This is a genomic window from Chryseobacterium tagetis (assembly GCF_016735585.2).
GTDB lineage: Bacteria > Bacteroidota > Bacteroidia > Flavobacteriales > Weeksellaceae > Chryseobacterium > Chryseobacterium tagetis.
Genome location: NZ_JAERSE020000004.1, coordinates 237991 through 261688, shown reverse-complemented (window position 1 = coordinate 261688; position 23698 = coordinate 237991). Strand labels below are relative to the sequence as shown.

General features: G+C 35.3%; 26 protein-coding genes. 9 read left to right on the top strand and 17 right to left on the bottom strand.

All coding sequences use genetic code 11. The features are described 5' to 3' along the window. Window positions 1-41 precede the first annotated feature (41 nt). From JI747_RS15100 to JI747_RS15070, 7 genes are all read right to left on the bottom strand, one after another. Complete coding sequence (locus tag JI747_RS15100; protein WP_225689723.1) at window positions 42-452, bottom strand: GxxExxY protein; 411 nt, start codon at window positions 450-452, stop codon at window positions 42-44. A gap of 126 nt (window positions 453-578) precedes the next feature. Then, window positions 579-1826 carry a fumarylacetoacetase gene (gene fahA / locus JI747_RS15095; RefSeq protein ID WP_225689722.1) on the bottom strand — a complete coding sequence of 416 codons (1248 nt, stop codon included), beginning with the start codon at window positions 1824-1826 and terminating at the stop codon, window positions 579-581. 53 nt (window positions 1827-1879) lie between these two features. Further along, a complete protein-coding gene (locus JI747_RS15090; RefSeq protein WP_225689721.1) occupies window positions 1880-2341 on the bottom strand; it encodes a hypothetical protein in 462 nt (153 codons plus the stop codon). Between the two features lie 67 nt (window positions 2342-2408). Beyond that, window positions 2409-3539 carry a 4-hydroxyphenylpyruvate dioxygenase gene (hppD, locus tag JI747_RS15085; protein WP_225689720.1) on the bottom strand — a complete coding sequence of 377 codons (1131 nt, stop codon included), beginning with the start codon at window positions 3537-3539 and terminating at the stop codon, window positions 2409-2411. Window positions 3540-3712: 173 nt separating this feature from the next. Next, window positions 3713-4987 (bottom strand): acetyl-CoA hydrolase/transferase family protein, encoded by a 1275-nt coding sequence (locus tag JI747_RS15080; RefSeq protein WP_225689719.1) that lies wholly within the window; start codon window positions 4985-4987, stop codon window positions 3713-3715. 211 nt (window positions 4988-5198) lie between these two features. Then, on the bottom strand, window positions 5199-6710 hold the full coding sequence (locus tag JI747_RS15075; RefSeq protein WP_225689718.1) for a succinate CoA transferase: 1512 nt from the start codon (window positions 6708-6710) through the stop codon (window positions 5199-5201). A 181-nt stretch (window positions 6711-6891) separates the two neighbouring features. After that, window positions 6892-8046: a homogentisate 1,2-dioxygenase gene (locus JI747_RS15070; protein WP_225689717.1), complete on the bottom strand. Its 1155-nt coding sequence runs from the start codon at window positions 8044-8046 to the stop codon at window positions 6892-6894. Window positions 8047-8169: 123 nt separating this feature from the next. On the opposite strand from JI747_RS15070, the gene JI747_RS15065 reads away from it, so the two are divergent. Both JI747_RS15065 and JI747_RS15060 read left to right on the top strand, forming a co-directional pair. Further along, window positions 8170-10239 (top strand): TonB-dependent receptor plug domain-containing protein, encoded by a 2070-nt coding sequence (locus JI747_RS15065; RefSeq protein ID WP_394371155.1) that lies wholly within the window; start codon window positions 8170-8172, stop codon window positions 10237-10239. A 494-nt stretch (window positions 10240-10733) separates the two neighbouring features. After that, window positions 10734-11141, top strand: coding sequence for a thioredoxin family protein (locus JI747_RS15060; RefSeq protein WP_225689715.1), 408 nt, complete (start codon window positions 10734-10736; stop codon window positions 11139-11141). 43 nt (window positions 11142-11184) lie between these two features. Here JI747_RS15060 and JI747_RS15055 read toward each other — a convergent pair whose 3' ends face one another. Beyond that, the gene (locus JI747_RS15055; RefSeq protein WP_225689714.1) at window positions 11185-11655 is read right to left on the bottom strand and encodes a cupin domain-containing protein; all 471 of its coding nucleotides are present in this window, start codon (window positions 11653-11655) and stop codon (window positions 11185-11187) included. A 94-nt stretch (window positions 11656-11749) separates the two neighbouring features. Here JI747_RS15055 and JI747_RS15050 point away from each other — a divergent pair, with 94 nt between their 5' ends. Further along, window positions 11750-12136, top strand: a complete 387-nt coding sequence (locus JI747_RS15050; protein WP_225689713.1) for a winged helix-turn-helix transcriptional regulator — start codon at window positions 11750-11752, stop codon at window positions 12134-12136. An 8-nt stretch (window positions 12137-12144) separates the two neighbouring features. Here the strand turns inward: JI747_RS15050 and JI747_RS15045 are convergent, their stop codons facing one another. Continuing rightward, on the bottom strand, window positions 12145-12510 hold the full coding sequence (locus JI747_RS15045; protein ID WP_225689712.1) for a DUF1304 domain-containing protein: 366 nt from the start codon (window positions 12508-12510) through the stop codon (window positions 12145-12147). Between the two features lie 65 nt (window positions 12511-12575). On the opposite strand from JI747_RS15045, the gene JI747_RS15040 reads away from it, so the two are divergent. The 3 genes from JI747_RS15040 (at window position 12576) to JI747_RS15030 (ending at window position 14096) form a co-directional block, all read left to right on the top strand. Continuing rightward, window positions 12576-13148 carry a Crp/Fnr family transcriptional regulator gene (locus JI747_RS15040; RefSeq protein WP_225689711.1) on the top strand — a complete coding sequence of 191 codons (573 nt, stop codon included), beginning with the start codon at window positions 12576-12578 and terminating at the stop codon, window positions 13146-13148. A 63-nt stretch (window positions 13149-13211) separates the two neighbouring features. Then, window positions 13212-13646 (top strand): DoxX family protein, encoded by a 435-nt coding sequence (locus JI747_RS15035; protein WP_225689710.1) that lies wholly within the window; start codon window positions 13212-13214, stop codon window positions 13644-13646. Between the two features lie 6 nt (window positions 13647-13652). Beyond that, the gene (locus JI747_RS15030; protein ID WP_225689709.1) at window positions 13653-14096 is read left to right on the top strand and encodes a carboxymuconolactone decarboxylase family protein; all 444 of its coding nucleotides are present in this window, start codon (window positions 13653-13655) and stop codon (window positions 14094-14096) included. Between the two features lie 113 nt (window positions 14097-14209). Here JI747_RS15030 and JI747_RS15025 read toward each other — a convergent pair whose 3' ends face one another. From JI747_RS15025 to JI747_RS15010, 4 genes are all read right to left on the bottom strand, one after another. After that, entirely contained in the window at window positions 14210-15193 is a 984-nt protein-coding gene (locus JI747_RS15025; RefSeq protein ID WP_225689708.1) for an aldo/keto reductase, read from the bottom strand. A gap of 204 nt (window positions 15194-15397) precedes the next feature. Continuing rightward, a complete protein-coding gene (locus tag JI747_RS15020) occupies window positions 15398-16150 on the bottom strand; it encodes a type 1 glutamine amidotransferase domain-containing protein (RefSeq protein ID WP_225689707.1) in 753 nt (250 codons plus the stop codon). A 148-nt stretch (window positions 16151-16298) separates the two neighbouring features. Then, the gene (locus tag JI747_RS15015) at window positions 16299-16586 is read right to left on the bottom strand and encodes a putative quinol monooxygenase (protein WP_225689706.1); all 288 of its coding nucleotides are present in this window, start codon (window positions 16584-16586) and stop codon (window positions 16299-16301) included. Then, window positions 16586-17200: an NAD(P)H-dependent oxidoreductase gene (locus tag JI747_RS15010; RefSeq protein ID WP_225689705.1), complete on the bottom strand. Its 615-nt coding sequence runs from the start codon at window positions 17198-17200 to the stop codon at window positions 16586-16588. Before JI747_RS15010 ends, JI747_RS15015 begins: the two co-directional genes overlap by 1 nt. 228 nt (window positions 17201-17428) lie before the next feature. Here JI747_RS15010 and JI747_RS15005 point away from each other — a divergent pair, with 228 nt between their 5' ends. Further along, the gene (locus JI747_RS15005) at window positions 17429-18346 is read left to right on the top strand and encodes a LysR family transcriptional regulator (RefSeq protein ID WP_225689704.1); all 918 of its coding nucleotides are present in this window, start codon (window positions 17429-17431) and stop codon (window positions 18344-18346) included. 126 nt (window positions 18347-18472) lie between these two features. Here the strand turns inward: JI747_RS15005 and JI747_RS15000 are convergent, their stop codons facing one another. Next, entirely contained in the window at window positions 18473-18907 is a 435-nt protein-coding gene (locus tag JI747_RS15000; protein ID WP_225689703.1) for a GNAT family N-acetyltransferase, read from the bottom strand. 115 nt (window positions 18908-19022) lie between these two features. On the opposite strand from JI747_RS15000, the gene JI747_RS14995 reads away from it, so the two are divergent. Together JI747_RS14995 and JI747_RS14990 are read left to right on the top strand one after the other, a co-directional pair. Next, window positions 19023-19898 carry an aldo/keto reductase gene (locus JI747_RS14995; RefSeq protein ID WP_225689702.1) on the top strand — a complete coding sequence of 292 codons (876 nt, stop codon included), beginning with the start codon at window positions 19023-19025 and terminating at the stop codon, window positions 19896-19898. A 90-nt stretch (window positions 19899-19988) separates the two neighbouring features. Beyond that, window positions 19989-21047, top strand: coding sequence for an NAD(P)H-dependent flavin oxidoreductase (locus JI747_RS14990; RefSeq protein ID WP_225689701.1), 1059 nt, complete (start codon window positions 19989-19991; stop codon window positions 21045-21047). 40 nt (window positions 21048-21087) lie between these two features. Here JI747_RS14990 and JI747_RS14985 read toward each other — a convergent pair whose 3' ends face one another. Genes JI747_RS14985 through JI747_RS14975 form a run of 3 tightly spaced genes read right to left on the bottom strand, consistent with a single transcriptional unit; the run spans window position 21088 to window position 23686 of the window. Further along, window positions 21088-22425 carry a UDP-N-acetylmuramate--L-alanine ligase gene (locus JI747_RS14985; RefSeq protein WP_225689700.1) on the bottom strand — a complete coding sequence of 446 codons (1338 nt, stop codon included), beginning with the start codon at window positions 22423-22425 and terminating at the stop codon, window positions 21088-21090. A gap of 6 nt (window positions 22426-22431) precedes the next feature. Continuing rightward, the gene (locus JI747_RS14980) at window positions 22432-22869 is read right to left on the bottom strand and encodes a hypothetical protein (RefSeq protein ID WP_225689699.1); all 438 of its coding nucleotides are present in this window, start codon (window positions 22867-22869) and stop codon (window positions 22432-22434) included. A 10-nt stretch (window positions 22870-22879) separates the two neighbouring features. Continuing rightward, the gene (locus JI747_RS14975) at window positions 22880-23686 is read right to left on the bottom strand and encodes a lysophospholipid acyltransferase family protein (protein ID WP_225689698.1); all 807 of its coding nucleotides are present in this window, start codon (window positions 23684-23686) and stop codon (window positions 22880-22882) included. Window positions 23687-23698: the final 12 nt, after the last annotated feature.

Genomic DNA, 23698 nt, shown 5'->3' with positions numbered 1-23698 from the left:
TATTTTAGAGCATATTAGTTTGAAAATCTATAGATTTTCATTTATGGGAGTTTTTCAAAGTCTTTATTTACAAATGTTTCAGTTCCTTCATGATATAAATTATAAACATTAAAATTGACAAGTATAGATTTTGGAACTTTCAACAAATTCATATAGTTCATGGTTTGTGCTCTATGAATATTGTGAAATTCTGTTACAGACTTTATTTCTAAAACGATCACATTTTCAATTAAAAAATCACATTTAACTTTACAATCAATTTTTACATCTTTATAAATAAGCGGAATTTCAAGCTCACTTTTATATTTTATACCAAGCAAATTAAATTCTCTTTCCAAACATTTATGATAGATATCTTCATAAAGACCTGGACCTACAATTTTATGAACTTCTATGCATGCACCAATTATTTTATAAGTAAGTTCATTGATGTATTTTTTAGTAAGTTCCATAATTGTATTTATACTCAATTAAATGAAAATCTATAGATTTTCAAACTAATATGTTCTTTTCTAATGTGAGAAAAGGGAATTTTCTTTGTGACTTATGTGTTAAAAATATTTCTAAAAGGTTAAAATCTAAATTGCAGGAATAATTTTACCACTTACTTCACCGAAACCAACTCTTACACCGTCTTTTTCGGCCCAAGCTTTCATAGTTACCGTATCATTATCATCGATGAACTTTCTTTCTTGTCCGTTGCTTAACTGAATTGGGTTTTGCCCTCTCCATGTTAATTCAAGCATAGAACCGAAAGATTTTGGATCGGTTCCGGAAATAGTTCCACTTGCATATAAATCCCCAACTTCTACATTACAACCGTTTACTGTATGATGAGCTAATTGCTGTGTCATGTTCCAGTACATGAACTTGTAATTGCTTTCAGAAATTAAATTTTGGTCACCATTTTCAGGTTGTAGATAAACTTCTAAATTGATGTCGTAATTTTTATCCCCTTCAAATTTCAGATAATCCAGAACTTCAGGATCCTGAGTTGGAGAAGTCGTTCTGAATGGTTCTAAAGCTTCTAGAGTAACTACCCACGGAGAGATTGACGAACCGAAATTTTTAGCTAAAAATGGTCCTAGTGGAACATATTCCCAAGACTGGATATCTCTTGCAGACCAGTCGTTGAAAACTACCATTCCGAAAATAGCATCTTCAGCCTGTTGTGTAGATATACTTTCACCCATCTCCGTATTTTTGTTGATGATGAACGCCATTTCCAATTCGAAATCCAATTGCTTACAAGGTCCGAAAACTGGTTTCTCTACATCTGCAGGTTTCATCTGACCTTTTGGACGATTGATTTCAGTTCCTGAAACAACAATAGAAGAAGCTCTACCGTGATAGCCTACAGGAAGATGTTTCCAGTTAGGTAACAAAGCATTTGCAGGATCTCTGAACATTTTTCCAACGTTTGTTGCATGTTCTATGCTGCTGTAAAAATCGGTATAGTTCGGAATGTGAACCGGCATCATCATTTTTACTTTATCCAAGTCATAGAACGCCTCTTCAATTGTTTTCTGGTCTTTTGATAAGGCTGAACCTTCCAATAATAATTCCTGAATTTTCAAACGAACAGCATTGGTGATGGGTTTTCCAAGTTCAATGAATTCGTTGATGGTATAGGCTTCAAAGATATTATCATCAAGACCTTCGATCTCTTCGAAATAACCAAGATCATATAATGTTGCTAGGTCAATAACCTGATCTCCGATTCTTGTACAGCAGCCAATATATTCTTTATTGAATACTGCCACACCGAAAGGGATGTTATGGATAGAGAAGTCTGAATTTGACGAATATTCTACAAATGATTTCATAAGTTTAGGATTAAATAAGAATTGAAGAATAAAGCTCTCCAAATTCCGGGTTATTATTTTTTTGAATAAGATTCTTCATCGATCCATCGGTCTTTGGTATTGACGTCAATAAGGTACAGAATCTCTTTTTGCTTTGTCAGCAGGAGGGTTTTTGTAACCGGGATCGGAACTTTCTGGTTTTCCAGCATATCTGCGCGTAAGGAAATGATATTCTTCCTGCTTCTGACGATATCTCCGGAAAAAACATTGGAGCTGCTTTCTCCCGTTGCTTTATCATCGAAGACTTCTACGTAGGTAACTTTGTTTCCCTTGATCACAATAAAATCTCTTTCTGTGTGATCTTCTGCGTCTTTAATGAAAACAAATTTTTTGTTGTCAATACTTACGTTTCCCAGGTTTTGATTAATACCTTTTCTTTCTTCAAGCTGGTTAAGAATTTCGTTTGCCGTTCCGTATTGTGCCTTTACACATACCAAAGTTGTGAGTAATGAAATACCGATGAGAATTTTTTTCATATAAGGTGTTTTATAAAAAAGTTTTGCCAAGATAAAATCCTGACAAAACTTGATATTGTATTTAAAATTAAAGATTTCCTCTTCTTTCCTGCTCTCTCTCTAAAGCTTCGAATAATGCTTTAAAGTTACCGGCACCGAAACTCTGAGCTCCATGTCTTTCAATGATTTCAAAGAATAGAGTAGGACGGTCTTCTACAGGTTTAGTAAAGATCTGTAGTAAATATCCTTCTTCATCATGGTCGATAAGAATTCCCAGATCCTGAAGTTTTTTAAGATCTTCATCAATGTGGCCCACTCTTTCAGGAACCATATCGTAATAAGCTTCTGGTGGAGCAGAAAGGAATTCTACACCACGTTTTTTCAATTCAGTTACCGTATGGATGATATCTTTTGTTGCAACCGCAATGTGCTGTACTCCTTCTCCTTCATAGAAATCAAGGTATTCTTCTACCTGAGATTTCTTTTTACCTTCTGCAGGTTCGTTGATAGGGAATTTTGCAAATCCGTTTCCGTTTGACATTACTTTAGACATCAAAGCAGAATATTCTGTGTTGATTTGTTTGTCATCAAAAGAAAGAATATTCACAAATCCCATTACTTTTTCGTACCATTCAACCGTTGGAAGCATTCTGTCCCAATCTACGTTTCCTACACAATGGTCTACATACAGTAATCCTGCGTCTTCAGGGTTGTAAGCACTTTCCCATTTTTCATAACCAGGCATGAAAGGACCTGTATAGTTTTTTCTTTCAACAAACATGTGAACCGTTTCTCCGTAAGTATAAATTCCGGACATTCTTACTTCACCATGCTCATCTGTAAGAGTAACAGGCTCCAAATATGGTTTTCCGCCTCTTTTTGTAGTTTCTTCAAAAGCTTTATAGGCATCATCTACCCAAAGTGCCAAAATTTTCACCCCATCACCATGTTTTTTTACGTGCTCGTTGATTGGTGAATCAGATTTAAGACCAGTGGTAAGAATCAATCTGATTTTTCCCTGTTGTAGAACATAAGAAGCACGATCTCTTACTCCTGTTTCAGGACCTGCGTAGGCTACAGACTGGAAACCAAAAGCGGTTTTGTAATAATGAGCAGCCTGTTTTGCATTTCCTACATAAAACTCAATGTAATCTGTACCATTAATTGGCAAAAAATTCTCTGCTTGAGCAATTTTTTCGGCAAATGTAAGTGTTGACATATTTTCTATTTTTACTTTTATTTATAGCTTGCAAATTACGAATTTCCCTGAAATATTTAAAATTGATGCAAACAACCGTTAGTTAAAGTTTTAATAAAATATTTAGGGGTAAATAAAGCGCAAAAAGTTAAACCTTTAATGTGTAGCTTTCTGTGATATTTTGCTAAAATAAATTAATGCTTAAATCTTTCGTATGCTGCTTTTTCCAACATTTCTCTGTCATCAGGATGAGCAATGCTGATCAATTCCTGAGCTCTTTGACGTAAGTTTTTTCCATATAAATAAGCCGTTCCGTATTCCGTAACCACATAATGAATGTGACCTCTAGTGGTAACGACTCCCGCTCCCTGTTTCAGATAAGGAACGATTCTGGAAATTCCCTTTTTTGTTCTCGAAGTGATGGCAATGATGGGTTTTCCGTCTTCGCTTAATGCTGCGCCTCTCATAAAATCCATTTGTCCGCCGATTCCGCTATACTGCATAGTTCCTATAGAATCTGCACAAACCTGACCTGTAAGATCTATTTCAATGGCTGAATTGATAGCAACCATTTTTTTATTTTTCATGATGTTGATTGGAAAATTGACTGTACTTACATCATCAAATGAGAAAACAGTATTGTCATCCACATAATCGTACAGTTTTCTTGTTCCGAAACAGAAACTGGTGATTGTTTTGTTATCATTATACCCTTTGTATTTGTTATTGATGACATCATTTTGAATTAAATCAATCACTCCGTCACTCAGCATTTCAGTATGAATTCCTAAATCTTTATGATTTCCAAGACATTTTAAAACTGCATCAGGAATGGTTCCGATTCCCATTTGAAGGGTAGATCTGTCCTCAATTAATGCGGCAACATTTTTTCCGACTTCCATTTCTTCGGGTCCCACTTTTGAACCGTAATCTACTGTTGGAAGTTCCTCTTCATGCCAAACAAGTTTATGAATTCTGCTGATATGAATCATTCCGTCACCGTGAGTTCTTGGCATCAACGGATTGACGATAGCTACAATCGTTTTTGCAGTATCTACTGCAGCTCTTGCGATGTCAACAGACGTTCCCAATGTACAAAAGCCATGTTTATCAGGAGGAGAAACTGTAATTAAAGCTACATCAAGCGGTAGAATCTTTTTTCTGAATAAAATAGGAATTTCACTTAAAAAAACAGGAACAAAATCTCCTCTGTCGGAGTTCACTGCATCACGAACCGGTGTTGAAACGAAAAGAGAATTCACAAAAAAACTGTCTTTATATTGTGGTTTTGCGATTTCTACATTTCCCTGCTGGGTAATGGAAACCATTTCTACATTAGAAAGACGGTGAGACTGTCTTGCCAGTTCGTCAATCAAATAATTGGGAGTACATGCACTTCCGTGAAAAAATACCCTGTTTCCGCTTTTTACGGTATATACAGCTTCTTCGGCACTTATATAGTTGTACATAATGGTAATATTTTATGATGAGGTTGGTTAATTTATTCTGAATTAAAAAATACGCTTTTTTCAAAGATAATTCATATCATTTTTATTATGTCCAAATTTTATGAAGTGATCAGGAGACTTTTATCATGTTTAATAGTATTAATAAAAAGCCTGAAAACAAAAAAAGACTAAGTGTATTACACCTAGTCTTTTATATGATATTTTAAACGAATTAATTTAAAACTTCTGTGGCTGTTTCCTTCTTCATGTTTCCGGTTTCTGAAAACCTTAAATGCCAGCTGAAAGATTCTTCCAGAAGGTGAGGAGTGTGTCCTCCTCTTTCGCAGGCACGGTCGAAATAAGACTGTAATTCTTCTTTATAATCCGGATGAACACAATTATCAATGATTTTCTGAGCTCTTTCTCTCGGAGCTAATCCTCTCAAATCGGCTAACCCTATATCGGTAACCAGAATATCAACATCATGCTCCGTGTGATCTGTATGAGAAACCATTGGGAGAACGTGTGAAATTTTATTTTCCTTAGAGGCTGCCTGAGTTACGAAAATACTTAAGTAAGCATTTCTGGCAAAATCACCTGAACCACCGATTCCGTTCATGATTTTTGTTCCTCCGATATGAGTAGAGTTTACATTTCCGTAAATATCAAATTCAATAGCCGTATTGATGGCAATTATACCCAGTCTTCTGATTAATCCCGGAGTATTGGAGATATTTTGAGGTCTTAAAACAAATTTCTCTCTGTATTTGCTAAGATTTCCAAACACGCGATCGTAGCAGTCTTTTGAAACCGTTACAGAAGATGCAGAGGCAAAGCTTAGTTTTCCTGCATCAATCAGGTCAAAAGTACTGTCTTGCAATACTTCTGAAAACATCGTTAAATCGTAAAAATTACTGTCTTTAAATCCCGTAAGAACCGCATTGGCCACTTTCCCGATTCCTGCCTGAAGAGGAAGAAGTCTGTCTGTAAGTCTGCCTAAACGAACTTCATTTTCAAAGAAATCAATAATATGTTTTGCGATAGCAGTTGTTTTTGCATCCGGTTCAGCAATATCAGCCGGACTGTCTTTAAGATTGGTGAAAACAATTGCTTCAATTTTCTCAGGATCTACCGGAATACTTTTTCTTCCGATTTTGTTCCAGGGAGCAACGATTGGAATTACATTTCTGTAAGGATAATCTTCTGCCTGATAAATATCGTGGATTCCGTATACTTCTTCTGGAACTTCTGTATTAATCTCGATAATTACCTTTTTAGCCAAAGCAGCAAAAGTTACCGAATTTCCTACAGATGTTGTCGGAACAATGCTTCCGTCTCTTTCGATATAGGCAGCTTCAATAACGGCAACATCAATATTCTGTAAATTTTTGGTGTGAAGAAGTTCTGCACTTTCACTTAAATGCTGATCAATGAATAGGATTTCCCCTTTGTTGATCTTATTTCTGAGAATCGGATCTACCTGAAACGGCATCCTTTTTTTTAGGACGTTGGCTTCTGCAAGCTTTCCGTCTGTGCCGTGTCCTAAAGAGGCTCCGGTCATTAATGTTATTTTAAGATCTTCAGTTTTGCCTTTTTCAGCCAGTGCGGCTAGAATGGCTTTGCTGTCTCCGGCTTTTGTAAAACCGCTGGATCCTACTACCATGCCATCTTTAATGATATTGACGGCATTTTCTACTGTGGTTACTTTCTTGTGTAGACTTTCTAGTCTGATTCTTTCTAACATTTACTCTTTATTTGATTTTATCCACCCATTTATTCCATGTTGTAGTATAAAATAAAGGATGATAAAAAATGTTAATCCTAATCTCACAAATTTACAAAAAAAAGATGCTTTAAACAGTCGTTTAAGGCATCTTTTATATTTATTTCATAATTCTTTTTATCATTCTTAAAAAGGAAATTTTTTATTCCTCCAGCCAAGAAGTTTTATAAGAAGGATCTTCTACTTTTAACGCTTCTTCTGTAATTTTTAACGGACGGAAAGGGTCAACCATTACCGCATATTCTTCCGTGAATTTTTTACCGATACTTCTTTCCATCGCTCCAGGATGAGGTCCATGTACGATTCCTCCCGGGTGAAGCGTAAAATCCATCAAGTCAATATGGTTACGGCTCATGAAATCACCTTCTGTGTAGAATAAAACCTCATCAGAATCGATGTTGGAATGATTGTACGGTGCAGGAATTGCCTGTGGGTGGTAATCGTACATTCTTGCACAGAACGAACAAACCACAAAATTGTGTGCTTCAAACGTCTGGTGAACCGGTGGCGGTTGGTGAATTCTTCCTGTAATCGGTTCGAAGTTTTTGATATTGAATTTATAAGGGTAAAAATATCCGTCCCAACCTACCACATCAAATGGATGTGTTGCATAGATGAAATCTGTGATCTGATTTTCCTTTTTTACTTTAATTAAAAATTCCCCTTTTTCGTCTTTAGGTTCAACGAAAGTAGGAGTGATGATATCTCTTTCGCAGAACGGAGAATGCTCTAGTAATTGTCCAAACTCGTTTCTGTATCGTTTCGGGGTGTAAATCGGAGAATGACTTTCTACCACAAAGAAAACCGTATCATCAGAATGTAATTCAACCTGATAAATGGTTCCTCTTGGAATGATTAAATAGTCACCCACAGAAAATTCAAGATTCCCAACAAAAGTTTTCAAAATTCCGCTTCCACTGTGAGCGTATAAAAGCTCATCACATTCAGCGTTTTTGTAGAAATAATCCATCGATTTTCTTGGCTTAGACAATCCCATTTTCAGGTCATTGTTTACCATCAAAAACTTACGGCTGTCCATAAAATCGTCTTCAGGAGTTACATTCATTCCCTTAAACATTCTTGGAGTTACGTTTTTGTCGACTGCGATTTTCGGTGCTACATCTTTCGGTTCACCAATCGATTTAATCTGAGTCGGACGGTGAATGTGGTACAATAATGAAGAAATTCCATGAAAGCCTTCTGTTCCGAAAAGCTGTTCATAGTAAAACTTATCTTCAGGAGATTTGAAAATCGTATGCCTTTTTTGTGGGATATTTCCCGACTGATGATATCTCATTTTACTTTTATATGTTGATTCTCAAATTTAACAATTTTTCATGAATTCGATTTAAGATTCTTTTTTATGCTAAGTTTTGTAATTAAAAAATAATTGTTAGCTTTGTCTAACAATTTCAAGTTCATGAAGCGAATATTACTTTCTGCCTTATTTTTTTCCGGATATTGTTTTTCACAAGAAGCTGATAGTTTGCTTATAAAGCCATCAGAGAAAATGGATTCAGTCAAAATTTCAGATAGAAAAATGAAGACGAAAGACATTGATGATGTAGTCATCACCGGAACGATCAAACCGATCAGTAAATCTAAAAGTCCGGTTGCGGTAGAAATATATACCTCAAAATTTTTCCAAAAAAACCCGACTCCAAGTATTTTTGAGGCCATTTCTATGGTCAATGGAGTAAAACCTCAGCTGAACTGCTCGGTTTGCAATACGGGAGATATTCACATCAACGGACTGGAAGGTCCTTATACGATGATTTTGATCGACGGAATGCCGATTGTAAGTTCGCTTTCAACAGTTTACGGATTGAGCGGAATTCCAAATAGTTTAGTTGATAGAATTGAAGTGGTAAAAGGTCCAGCTTCTTCCATTTACGGCTCTGAAGCCATGGGAGGCGTTATTAATATTATTACTAAAAATGCTTTGACCGCTCCGAAATTAAGTGTTGATCTGATGACAACGACTTGGAGTGAAAATAATCTCGATCTTTCTACGAAATTTAATTTTGGAAAAAATGTCGCTTCCTTATTAAGTTTAAATTATTTCAATTACGAGAAAAGATTCGATTATAATAAAGATAATTTCACGGATGCTGCTTTACAGAACAGAATTTCCGTCTTTAATAAATGGAATTTCCAACGAAAAGAAAACCGGTTGGCGAGTTTTGCCTTGAGATATTTATATGAAGACCGTTTTGGCGGAGAAATGCAATGGAATAAATCTTATAGAGGAAGTGATGAAGTGTATGGAGAAAGTATTTATACGAATAGAGTAGAAGCTTTTGGGGTTTATCAATGGCCAATGAAGGAAAATATTATTACGCAGTTCTCTTACAATTTTCATGATCAGAATTCTTTCTATGGAAATAATCCTTTTGTAGCAACGCAGAAAGTGGCTTTTGCACAAACCTATTGGGATAAAAAACTGGGACCACATGATTTGATTGTGGGCGCAACTTTCAAGAAAACCTATTATGATGATAATACTCCGGGAACACTTTCTTCAGACGGTTTGACAAACGAGCCGATGAAATCACCGATTTTTGGAGCTTTTATTCAGGATCAATGGGAAATTAATGAAAAGAATACCTTGTTATTAGGGTATAGATTTGATTATGATAAAATTCATCATTCCGTTCATTCACCGCGTTTTGCGTGGAAGTTTTCACCGAATCCTTATCATACGTTGCGATTCAATTTTGGGACGGGTTTCCGTGTAGTGAATTTGTTTACGGAAGATCATGCAGCATTGACCGGTTCACGTGAAGTTGTCATTAAATCGGATTTAAAACCTGAAAAATCAATCAACGGTAATTTAAATTACGTCTGGAAAATTCCTGTTGGAGATAAATTGATCAATCTGGATGCTTCTGCGTTTTATACTTATTTCAGTAATAAAATTGTTGGTGATTTTGATACAGACCCTGAGAAAATTATTTATGATAATCTGCATGGTTATGGAATTTCAAGAGGAGCTTCTTTGAACGTGGATTATACCTTTAGTTTTCCATTGAGTGTTAATTTGGGAGTTACTTACTTGGATGTTTATCAGAAATTTTATGGAGAAAATGAAAAATCCCAACAGCTTCATGCTCCAAAATGGAGTGGTACTTATAATTTAAGTTACAAATTCAGGAATAATCTAACGATAGATTTTACTGGACAGTTCTACGGACCGATGAGACTGCCTGTTTTACCGAATGATTACCGACGAGAATATTCTCCGTTTTATTCTTTGGCAAATATTCAGGTTTCGAAGAGTTTCAAATCGGGATTTGAGGTGTATGGCGGAATAAAAAATCTGTTCAATTTCACACCGAAAGATCCTTTGATGCGTCCGTTTGATCCGTTTGATAAAAATGTGGATGACCCAATTGGTAATCCTTATCATTATACTTTTGATACAACGTATGGTTATGCGCCGATGCGGAAGATCAGAGGATTTCTTGGGGTGAAGTATACTTTGAAATAATTAAAGTGTTGAAGATTTTTAACGCAAAGGTTTTATAGTGAAAATGATGATTTCTTAGGAAGCAAAGGCAAATAAATTTGCTGCGCGAAGCCGGAACGGAGCGTTTTATCAAATCAAGTCGAATATTTTTAACGCAAAGATTTATAGTAAAAAGGATGATTTTTTAGAAAGCAAAGGCAAATAAATTTGCTGCACGAAGCTGGAACGGAACGTTTTATCAAATCAAGTTGAATATTTTTAACGCAAAGATTTTATAGTAAAAATGATGATTTTTAGGAAGCAAAGGCAAATAAATTTGCTGCGCGAAGCTTGAATGAACCGCTTTATCAAATCAACTTGTTGATTAAACTTTGCTCACTTTTTAAAATATGATAAAATTAAAACTTTGCGTTTAAAAACTATTCCTGAAGTAATTAATAGTAAAAAATTATAAAGTGAAACTTTCAGCAATATTTTTATTTTTAATGTTAGTGCCATGTTTTTGTCCTTCACAGATGAAAACGGGCACTTTTTCGGAATTGGAAATTCAGCAGAAAGAAAATCCGAAACCCGTAATTATTCATATCTATACAAGTTGGTGTTCAGTTTGTAAAATCGAATCTTTTCAGTTAAATAAGGATAAAAAACTAGTTCAGCTTATCAATGAAAATTTTTACCTGATCAATTTTGACCCGGAAAAAATGAAAGAAAAGATCAGTTTTCAGGGAAAAGAATTCAATTATTTACCGAATGGAAATTCAGGGATTCATGAACTGGCTTTAGCTTTGTCAAAAAATAAAAACCAGCCTCTATATCCGTTGTGGATTATTTTAGATAAAGATCAGAATTTGATTGATTACCATGAAGGCCTGTTTAAACCGGAAGATATGAAACGTAAACTTGAGAAAGTTTTAAAATTTTAATTCCCACAGACTGCATAAAAGAAATCTGCGGGAAGTTTTGCCCTTATTTTTCAGCGTCGATCAGGACAGCCAATTGAATGCAGGGTTTTTCAGAACGGTTACTCCACGCATGATTGGTTCCTCTTTGAATGACAATGTCTCCGGGTTTCAGAAGAGTTTCTCCTTCTTCCATGATTAAATACAATTCTCCGGAAAGAATGATGATGTAATCCAGGGTTTGTGTCTGATGCATCATCGGATGAGATTTTCCTGCTTCTACTTCAACGCCTAAGTCTTTATCCGGTGGAATAGAGACATACCTGAAATAAGTACCGTTTTTCGGAGTTTGCGGAAATCCGGTATTGGGAATTGGAGTTTCAAAATCTAAACTTACAGGCATTTGTTGCGTGTTCCAGATATCGGAAATGATTAAATCCGGAAAATGTTCTACTGCATTTTTTACCGTTTCGTCTTCTATGATTACAGATTTTCCATCTTTTATACCTGTTACGATTCTTCTTGGGATTTTATTCATTTTGTTTACAATGTATGGAGCAAAAGTAGGTTGGGAATAGTTTATATTTGCTACTAGTTAACGATTGGTAACTAGTAACCCTAAAGTAACTATTATGGCAAAAATTATTGAAAATGGAATAGAAAGACAGGCAACTTGTACGGAAGAATTATTCGCAATGCGTGATAGTCTGGATGTGTTGGGTGGAAAATGGAAATTGATGATTTTGCGATATTTAACCAATAGAACTGATCAGCAGATCCATTTCAAAAAACTGGAAAGAGGAATTGAAGGGATTTCTGCTAAAATGCTGAGCAAAGAACTGAGAGAACTGGAAATGAATTTATTAATTACCAGAACCATTCAGGATACCAAACCGATCATGGTAACCTATGCTGTGACAGAATATGGGAAATCTGTTTTTCCTGTGACCGAAATTTTAGTGAATTGGGGATTAATTCATCGGGAAAAAATTAAGGAGTCGATGAGTTCTTCATCTTAAATCTGATATTATTTCAGCAAAACTGCAACAATCGCTAAAATTGCCGGCAAAGCCTGTACAAAAAAGATCTTCTTCGTTGCGGAAACAGCACCGTAAATTCCAGCTATTGCAACGCATCCTAAGAAAAATAGGGCAATATTGGTTTGCCATTTCGGATCTTCAATCAGGAAAGACCATATCAGTCCGGCTGCTAAAAAACCATTGTAAAGTCCCTGGTTAGCTGCTAAACCTTTAGTGGGTTTAAACATTTCGGCAGGAAGTGCTTTTTTAAAAACTTCCTTTCCTTTGGTTTCCCATGCAAACATTTCCATCCATAGAATATAAAGATGCTCGATGGCTACCACTGCGATTAAAATTTTGGCTACGATTTCCATGAATTAGTATTTTGTGATTGTAAAACTAAAAAAATAAAGTTAAGTTTGGTTATACAATTTCAAGAATGGATACTTTCAAACAACATTTAGATAAATTCATTACGATTACTGATGAAGAATTTGCTTCGGTTCTTTCATTTTTCCAGGAATTAGAAGTGAAGAAAAAGCAAAATCTGATGTTGAACGGAGAAGTTTGTAAATCCATGTATTTTGTTGGTAAAGGCTGTCTTCGAAAGTTTTTTGTAAATGAAAAAGGAATAGAGCAAACTACAGAATTTGCCATTGAAAACTGGTGGATCACTGATACTTTTGCTTATGAACGACAAATGAAATCTGATTTTTGTATTCAGGCTGTGGAACGTTCTACAATTTTAGTGATTGATCTTCAGACTCAGGAAACGTTACTGAAAAAACATCCGGTGATGGAACGTTATTTCAGAATGATTTATCAGCGGGCTTATGCGGCTTCAGAAAGAAGGATCCGTTATTTATATGAAATGACCAGAGAAGAATTGTATGTGCATTTCAGTACGCAATATCCTTGGTTTATTCAAAGAATTCCTCAATATTTAATTGCTTCGTTTTTAGGTTTTACTCCAGAATACTTAAGTGAAATCAGAGCAAAATTACGTTCTTAAACCAGTTTAAGATTTTTACGATGTAGAAGTCGCAACTTTGTCCTGTTCATAAAAACAATTACAATGACAGGCAAAAACGATATTCAGTTCTCACAGTTATTTTTAAGAGTAGCCATTGCAGTGACGATGCTTTCTGCGGTTGCAGACAGATTCGGCTTTTGGGGTGAACACTCAACCTGGGGAAACTGGGAAAACTTTGAAAAGTACACCCAACAACTTACCTTTTTTCTTCCCGCAAGTTTAGGTACTGTTTCTGCTTATGCTGCCACTTTTTTAGAAATCCTTTTTCCGTTAATGCTTATTCTTGGATTTAAAACCCGAATTGCAGCGTATGGAGCGGGTTTTCTGTTACTGATTTTCGCTTTTTCCATGACCATCGCTTTAGGTGTAAAAGCGCCTTTGGATTACTCAGTCTGGGTGGGAAGTGCCGCTGCATTCTTATTAGCAGCTCAGGAGAAATATTCATTTACGATAGACAATTTAACAAACAAAATATAAATCATTATGAGCGCAAGAATTAATATGGCAACCGTAGATGCTGCCGCCTACAAAGCAATGTTAGGGTTAGAAGGTTATCTTCAGACGATTTCTTTAAACCACATTCAAAAAGAATTAATAAAAATCAGAGCTTCACAAATCAACGGATGTGCTTTCTGTCTGGATATGCATACAAAAGATGCCATGAAATACGGGGAAACTCCTCAGAGAATCTATCTTTTAAATGCATGGAGAGAAGCATTGGAATTGTATACAGAAGAAGAACAGGTACTTTTGGCAATGACCGAAGAAATTACGCTGATCAGCCAAAAAGGATTAACAGAAGAAACGTATTATAAAGCAAAACAGCTTTTTGATGAAAATCAGATCGCTCAAATTATCATGGCGATTATCACGATTAATTCATGGAACAGAATTGCGATAAGTACGCATATGCCGATTGCAAAATAAAAATAAATTATTTTAAGATTAAGTGTTTACAAAAAGCGTCTCCCAATGTTGAGAGACGCTTTTATGTATTTTGAGATTGCTTCACTTCGTTCGCAATGATAACTGTGTATGTATTAAAGCTGAGCTAATTCAGCATTGATAAAATTTAGTTCTTCCTGAGAAAGATCAAATGACAGTGCTTTTGCATTTTCAATCGCTTGCTGAGCATTTCTTGCCCCCGCTAAAACCACTGTGATGGCAGGTTGTAAAGTTGTCCATCTCAAGACCAGCTGAGAAAGAGTGGTGCCTTTTTCCTGGGCAATCGGTTCGATTTTATCTAAGAAACTTTTCACTTTATGTAAATCAAACTGTGAAAAATATCCGTTTCTGTGATCGTTTTCTTTCAGTTGGCTTTCTTTGAAATATTTTCCAGTTAAAAGCCCTCTTTCCATTGGGCTATACACGATAATTCCCGAATTGTTTTCTAAAGAATAAGGAACCAGATCATTTTCAATAGCACGGTTCAACATACTGTAAGAAACCTGATTGCTGGCTAATTTTAGGGTTTTATTCGCTTCTTCCATCTGTTCAACAGAATAATTGCTTACTCCTGCAGTTCTGATCTTCCCTTGCTGAATCAGTATTTCTAAGGCTTCCATTGTTTCGCTGATCGGTGTTGTAGAATCCGGCCAGTGCAACTGTAAAAGATCGATATAATCTGTTCCCAGTCTTTTTAAGCTTTCTTCAACTTCTTTGATGATATTTTCTTTTGACGCGAATTTATACACAGGGATTTTTTTTCCATCGTCCTCTGCATCGAAGAAAAATTCTCCTTTGCCGTTATTGCTTCCATCCCAAACCAATCCGAATTTTGTCAATAACTGAATTTTCGAACGGTCTTTTCCTTTAATTGCTTCTCCAATCATTTCTTCGCTCAGTCCGAAACCATAAAAAGGTGCGGTATCAATTGAAGTAACTCCGTGATCTAAAGAAGCGTGGATTGAATGTATGGAATCTTGTTTTTCATTTCCTCCCCACATATTTCCACCGATGGCAAACGCTCCGTGAGTAATCACTGAAAGTTCCAGATCAGTGTTTCCTAATTTTCTATATTCCATTTCTTATCTTAATTTTGATTGTATATAAAGGTTTTTAACTTTAAAATGATTGAAAATATTCTCAGTTTTGTCATTCTGACGAAGGAAGAATCTAGGCTTTTTTATTAGAGATTCTTCACTTCGCTTTGCTCCGTTCAGAAAGACAGGAGAAGTCATTATACTAACTGACAATTTCAAACGATTTAGCTAAAAAAATTAATGATTTTATTTTTTTAGTTCTTTTAAAATAGCTTTACCAACACTTTTTGCAGACTGAGGATTTTGTCCTGTAATCACTCGTTGATCCTTCACTACATGATTCTGCCAAAGTCCTGATTTCTCAAATTTGGCTCCTCTTTCTTTCAGTTTATCTTCCAAAAGGAAAGGAACGACATTGGTCAATTTTACTTCAGATTCCTCTTCATTGGTAAAGGCATTGATTTTTTTACCGTCAACTAAATACTTACCGTTGTTCAGTTTGATATTCACCAAACCAGCAGGTCCATGACAAACTGCGGCTACAATTCCTCCGTTTTCATAGATTTTTGATGCGATGGAAGCAAGTTCTGTGTTGTCTGCAAAATCCCACATCGCACCATGTCCTCCTGCATAAAAGATAGTAGAGTAGTTATCCGGATTTACCTGATAAGGCTGCAAAGAATGATCGATCTTGTTTTTGTATTCTTTATTTTCCCAGAATTCTTTGTTTACAGGATCTTTCAAATCAAATCCGTCAACAGGAGGAGTTCCGCCTTTCGGACTTACAAAATCAATTTCATATCCTGCTTTGTGAAGAACTTCCCAGGGATGAGAAACTTCACCAAGATAATATCCTGTTTCCTGACCTGTATCCCCTTTTTTGTCATGACTGGTAACAACAAATAAAATTTTCTTTTTCATATTTTTAGATTTTTTGGTTTGTGCCTGAATGAATCCTATGGTGAAAATAGAAAGGATGAGCAATGCTAATTTTTTCATAAATGCTGATTTGATCTTTTAAATTTAACCATTAAGTTTTTTTAGAGGTTTAGACTATTAAGATTTAGCTCTCCTTAAAAATAGATAGTAAAATCCAAAGCTTTGCTTAATGAATCTTAATACCTAAATTTCCTTAATGGTTTAAATTTTAAATAAGATGAGTTAGAATAATCTGTGGTTTTTCCTGCAATTTTTCATCAACCAAAGCTCCGAAAGCCTGAATATACGGTTGTTGATTGTGTTGTGCTAAACCTTCTTCACTTTTCCAGATTTCATAGAAAACAAATTGGTTTTTATCTTCAATTCCCTGATGAAGCGTGTACAATTCATTAGCTTCCTCTTTTACGGTTTCTTTTACCATATTCTGAAGAACTTCCAAAACTTCCGCTCTGTGCTCTTCTTTTGATTTTATAACGGCTGTAAGATAAATTTTCATTAGACTAATTGTGGTTTTAATTCTTTTTCAAAAACTGTAGTAAGATGTTCTCTGTACAACTTCATATCACGTTCAATATTGGCATTCTTCTCCACATCATGAAAGTGAAAGCTTTCCATTTTTTCTAATGAAACAAAAGCGTTCATTCTGTGGAATCCAAATAATGGTCCGTTATCTACACTTGTTTCGTTAAAAAATTCTCCTGGAAGAGTAAAAGCGGTTTCAGGAGCATTCCAGCTTGTTGTCAGCATATATTTTCTGCCTTTCAGCATTCCACCTGTTCCGTAGTTGATTTTCGGATTGTCGGCCGTTCTTCCGTCACTCATATAAATTCCTTTAGCATGACCTGCTGTGAACACTTCATCAATATATTTTTTCAAACCATTTGGCAATTGAAACCACCAGATCGGAGTATGATAAATAATATAATCTGCCCAAACAAATTTCTCTACCTCTTCATTTTTATCGTAATTTTCGCTTACATTGGTGATTTTCACTTCTACATTTTCAAAGTTTTTCAGAACTTCCAATGTGTTTTCTGCAATTGTCTGATTATATTTTCCTCCAGAATGTCCGAAGTTTTGTCCACCGTTAATGATTAATACTTTTTTCATTGTTTTATGATTGTTTAAATTTTATGATGCAAAGTTAGGATGGTCTATTGTATAATAAAAATAATATAATTTATAGTTAAGTATTATAAAAATGATAGTTAATCTGATGACAATAACTTTAATAATTTCTGCATGAAACAAAATTCATAATTGATACATTCAATCATATTTAATATTATTAATCTGATTATTCATTAATTTTGCATAAGAATAATAATACTTTAAGCCATGGTGAATTTAGAATGGTACCGAACTTTTAAAGCGATTTATAAAACCGGGACTTTAACGGGAGCTGCAGATTCCCTGTTTATTTCGCAACCCGGAGTGAGCCTGCATTTGAGCTCTCTGGAATCCTATGTCGGATATAAATTATTCGACAGAACCGGACGGAAAATGATTCCTACGGAAAGAGGAAAGGTTTTATTCAATGCTGTTTCTGAACCTTTGGCAAAATTAGAAGATGTTGAAAAAAACTTTCAGAAATCTACCGAAAAGCATACTCCAACGATAAGTGTAGGAATGTGTTTTGAGACCTTTCAGACGACTTTGGAACAATACGTTTCGACTTTACCTTTTAATTTAATCATTAGTTTTGGAGAATATCCGGAGATGTTGGAACAGTTGGATAAAGGGATTTTAGATTTAATTATTACTCCCAAAAGAGGAACTTCTCCTAATATTTTACATGAAGCATTTTCCTCAGAGCAGATTATTTTGGTAGGTGGAAAAAATGTAGATACAGAAAGCTTTAATGAAGTAGTGAAAACTAAAGGTGCTGAACATATCGAAGAATGGCTAAAACAGGAAAAATGGTACGGAACAACAGGCGATATGGAACACCTTTTTCAGTTCTGGATTCTGAATTTTGGACACAAACCGAATTTTCGTCCCAATTATATTGTTCCGAATCTGAATTCTATCATCCGTTGCCTGAAAGGAGGAACAGGATTGGCAGTCGTTCCCGATTTTTTATGTAAAAATGAAATTGAGAGCGGTGAAGTAAAATTAATCTGGGAAGGAGAAAAGAAACTGGAAAATACATTGTATTTCGGATGCAGAAAAAAGACCAATTATCAGGACGAAATTGATCATATTAAAGGCTTGTTCAGAAAAATGATGAGTAAAGAAGAAGCTTTGACGGTTTAATTTTTTATCTGTGCTTTTGTCATTCAGAGCGAAACGAATTGAAGCGTGGAATCTAAGCTGCTTTTTCTAATTAATAGCTTGGATTCCTACGGAATGACAAACGTAGAGGATTGTCAATAATACTTATCACAAACTCATATGAATAATAGGATAGTCTTTTCCGGACCCGTCTTTCTCAGATCTTCCGGTTGCTTTGAATCCCATTTTTTCATAAAAACCGATTGCCTGTGGATTTTGTTCATTGACATCCACTTTTGTCAGTCCGGTTTTGTCTTTCATAGACTGATATAATGTTCTTCCGAAACCTTTTCCGCGGGCCTCATCATGAATGAAAAGCATTTCCAAATTTACTTCTGCAACAGATGCAAATCCTTGAACTTCGTTATTTTCGGTAATTAAATAGACTTTAAGATTAGGTAAATATTCTTTTGGTATGATTTCTTTGAAATGCTGAAGGTCCTCTTCCGAAAGAAAATCATGGGTTGCTCTCACTGCCGATTCCCATACTTCCATGATTCTTGGATAATCTTCTGAAGTTGCTAATCTGATTTGGTGGATCATAATTTTAAGTTTTTACAAAAGTAAATATTTAAAAACAAGTAAAAATGGTAGCCGGGAATTTCAAAATTTTATCGCAAATTTGTTTGACTCTAATTGAAAAAATAAACCAAGAATTATGGCACAAAAAATATACACAGGACAACCTGTAATTACGTTAAATAATGGAGTAGATATTCCGGCTTTAGGCTTTGGGGTGTGGCAGATGGAAGATTTGAAAGAATGTGAAAATGCTGTGATCAAAGCTGTCGAAGTGGGATATAGGATGATTGATACAGCTTCCATTTATCTTAATGAAACAGCGGTTGGAAACGCGATTAAAAACTGCGAAGTAAACAGAGATGAGCTGTTTGTAACTTCAAAACTTTGGGTTCAGGATATTGCTTATGATAAGGCAAAAAGTGCTTTTCAGAGAACATTAGACAGATTACAACTGGAATATCTGGATTTATATCTTATTCACTGGCCTTACGGAGATTTTACCGGTGCATGGAAAGCAATGGAAGAATTGTATCATGAAGGCAAAATAAAAGCAATCGGAGTTTGTAATTTCCCTGTTGAAAAAATGGAGGAATTAAAAGCCAATTCTACGGTTCTTCCGGTAATTAATCAAATTGAGCTGCATCCTCTTTTCCAGCAAAAAGAACTTCAGGTGTACGACAGAGAAAATAATATCGTTACACAGCCTTGGAGCCCGCTTGGAAATGGAAATGCAGGATTATTGGATAATTCAGAACTGAAAGCTATTGCTGAGAAATATAGTAAAACAGTTGCTCAGGTAATTTTGAGATGGCATCTGCAGGAAGGTTTCTGTGTGATCCCAAAATCTGTCACGCCTTCAAGAATTGAGGAAAACTTCAATGTTTTTGATTTTGAACTGCCAGAAGATGAAATGAATGTTGTCCGTTCTTTAGATACCGGAAAAAGACTGTTCTTTGATCCGAAAGATCCGGCTTGGGAACAGAAAATGCTGAATTCTGTAGCGGATATTTAAATGATAAACTGTCATTAGTCATAGTAAGAAGCAATAAAAATTGCTTCTTTTTTTATTACCTTTATTTGAGTTATATGTAAAAATAATTTTATGTTTTGGCCAGAAAAAATCAGTAAAAAACTAAATATACAATATCCTGTCATTCAGGCTCCGATGTTTGGAGTCAGTACATCTGAAATGGTGGCTGCTGCAAATAAAGCATCATGTTTGGGTTCTTTGGCTGTTTCAGATCTTTCAGGGGATATGTCTGCTCAGTTAATCAGAGAAACTAAGAAATTGACTGACAAACCTTTTGCCGTGAATATTTTTGTGCATAAGATTCCTGAAATTACCGATGCTTTGAAAGATCAATATGTAAAAACTAAGAAATTTCTTGAGGATTTTGCCGGAAAAAATGAAATGGAAGTACATCTTCCTGATCTGAATGAGATAAAGATCAATACATATCATGAACAGATTGATGCTGTTATTGAAGAAGGTTGTAAAATCATGAGTTTTACTTTCGGGAATATTGATGATAAGAGCATTCAGAAATTAAAGGAAAACGGAGTTATTTTGATAGGAACGTGTACTTCTGTGGAAGAGGCTGTACAATTAGAAAAATCAGGAATTGATATTATTTGTGTTCAGGGAATTGAAGCGGGAGGTCACAGAGGAAGTTTTGCGGATAAGAATATTCCGCAGATCGGAGGTTTTTCTTTATTATCGCAGGTATATGATTCTGTAAATGTTCCTTTGATTTATGCAGGGGGAATTTATAATGCAAAAACAATAATGGCAGCAAAAAACTTAGGAGCAGAAGGTTTTCAGGTAGGAAGTATTTTATTGGCTTCACATGAAAGTGCTTTACAGGATTTCGAAAAAGAAAGACTGGGAAATGTTCTTGAGAAAGATATTGTTTTAACGAAAAGTTTCTCGGGACGTTATGCAAGAGGCATTAAAAATAAATTTATTGAAACACTTGAAAATTCTGACTATATTTTGCCGTATCCTTACCAGAATAAACTGACGGGAGCTTTACGAAAAGCAGCCAGAAACAATAAAAATGCTGAATTTGTTAATTTGTGGCTCGGACAATCTATTCAACACTACAGCAGGAATTCAACTGAAGAGATCCTTCGGAATATTATCAACAGTTGTGAATCATGATAATAAAAAATCCTTTCATCAAAAATGAAAGGATTTTTTATTATTTCGTTAAATCGAGTCCTCCGAAATTACCCGAACTCATCATCAGGTAAACTCCCTGAGTTTTGTCGAGCGTATCCCAATAGGCGTGAAGTTCTTCCGCATTGGTGAAAACTTTTAGATTTTCGTTTTTGAATTTTTCTTTGATTAATTCAGGAGAAATAGGCTCCATTCTTTTGATCTTCAAAGCATCTTCAGAATAGAATACGACTGCATTATCCAAACCATCCATTGCGTGATCATATTGCTCTAAAAATGCAGGATTCAGGCTTGAATACGTATGAAGTTCAAGAAACCCGTATTTCTTCTCATTTTTAAATTGTTCACAGAACGCTTTTACAGCCGCTTTTACTTTGCTTGGAGCGTGGGCAAAATCTTTATAAAGTGTTCCCTTATCTTCTCTTTCCACTTTCTCCAGACGTTTTGAAGCTCCTTTGAAACTCATAATGGCTTCATAAAAATCTTCATCCATAATCCCTAAAGTCTGGCAGATATGTCTGGCTCCTTCAAGGTTCAGTAAATTATGTGCTCCGAAAATAGAAAGCGGAACATCTCCCATTTCAGTTTTCAGATACACTTTTCCGTTGCTGATTTCATATTCCGGAGTTTTGTAAGGGATTTTTCTGAAGTAATTTTCAGCGGCTTCCACTACTTTTACCACTTCGGCATCTTCTTCGTTATACACCAGAATCCCTCCCGGAGTAATGCTTGCCACGAACTTTCTGAACTGTTCAATATAATCGTCAAATGTTTTGAAAACATTAATGTGATCCCACGCAATTCCGCTCATTAAAGCAATATTCGGCTGATAAAGTAGGAACTTTGAACGAAGATCAATAGGAGAGGAAAGGTATTCATCACCTTCCAATACCATAAAATCATTGTCCTGAGTCAGTTTTACCATACAATCGAAACCTTCCAGCTGAGCGCCCACCATAAAATCGACATCTTTCTGATGGAAATTTAAAACATGAAGAATCATGGAAGTAATGGTAGTTTTGCCATGTGAACCGGCTATAACGACTCTGGTTTTATTTTTTGACTGCTCGTAAAGAAATTCAGGGTATGAATAAATTTTTAAGCCCAGTTCTTTTGCTTTTGCCAGTTCAGGATTATCCTGATGCGCATGCATTCCAAGAATGACAGCATCAATATCAGAAGTGATCTTTTCAGGAAACCAACCCATTTCTGCGGGTAAAATTCCTTTTTTTTCCAATCTTGATCTTGAAGGTTCAAAAATAGCATCATCCGAACCTGTTACCTGATATCCTTTATCTTTTAATGCAATGGCAAGATTGTGCATCGCACTTCCTCCAATTGCTATGAAGTGGGTTTTCAATTGTATTTACTGTTTTTTTACATTATTATTAATGATCTCCTGAAAAGCAGCCGTAATATTCTTCCAGTTCGTTTTGAAATTGGACATGATAGAACTTGCATCTGTTTTGCTGCCTTCATTAGCACCTTTCTTTATATTGATAGAAGTCGCAATACCATCATAAATCTTTTTATGATCTTCCTGTATTCTTCTGAAATTATTTTGGGAAAGGGTATTGTCCAGTTTTTTTAAATCTTCATCGGTAAGGGTAAAATTCTGATTATATTTTTTCCCTCCTCCTTCAAATGAATAATGTACATTATTTCCTTTAATCAACAGGTTTTCATATACAGGTGCATATCCTCCGCTTTTAGAATAGCTGATATCAAAGTCTGAATATACTTTCTGACTGTTGCAGGAAACCATAATTATCAGTGTAAATATGATGGCTATTATTCTGGTCATATTACTTGTTTTAATTAGTAGAATTCTTTTGTTCCAGTTTTTTAGCTTTAAGTTCTTGATCATAGCTGTGCAGAACATTAAAATCTTCCGTCTGCTCAATAGCAGTCATAATTTTTATTAGAATCTCCTGTGCATTTTCCTTATCGTAGTCAATGTTCAGAGGAGCTTTAAATTCCATGGTAGGTTTTACCCCTGTTACTTTTACTCTCAGTCCTTTTTTGTCAAAAGCACGTCTGAATCCGTTTATTTTGATAGGGATTACAATAGGGCGCTGATTTTTTATCAATTTGGCAGTCCCTTTTCTTCCCTGTGCAAATGCCGAAGTAGTCCCTTGAGGAAAGGTTGCCACCCATCCGTTGTCGAGAGCTTTCATGATATTGTCGATTTCACTCATATCAACCATTCTGTTGACATTTTTTCCTTCCGCTCTCCAGGTTCTTTTTACGGTAACCGCTCCAGCAATTTTAAAAATTTTAGGAAGAATACCTTTATTCATGGTTTCTTCAGCAGCTACGTAATAGAAATCGATTTTAGGATTCAGTAAATAGATAGGATTTTTAATGGTATTTAAATATCCGTTATTTACTGCACAAAAAGCATGATACATTGCTGCCACATCAGCGAAATACGTCTGATGGTTAGATACAAACAAAACATTTGAATCCGGAAGATCTACAAGGTGTTCAGTACCTGTTATTTTTAATTTATTAAAGCCATTGAATCTTCTATAGGATACAAATCCTAGAATAAATATAATTAACCTTTTTAAAAAATAAGGTGTACCGAATGCATCGGTGAAAATGTTTTTCTTCGCCATCTCTCAATTAAA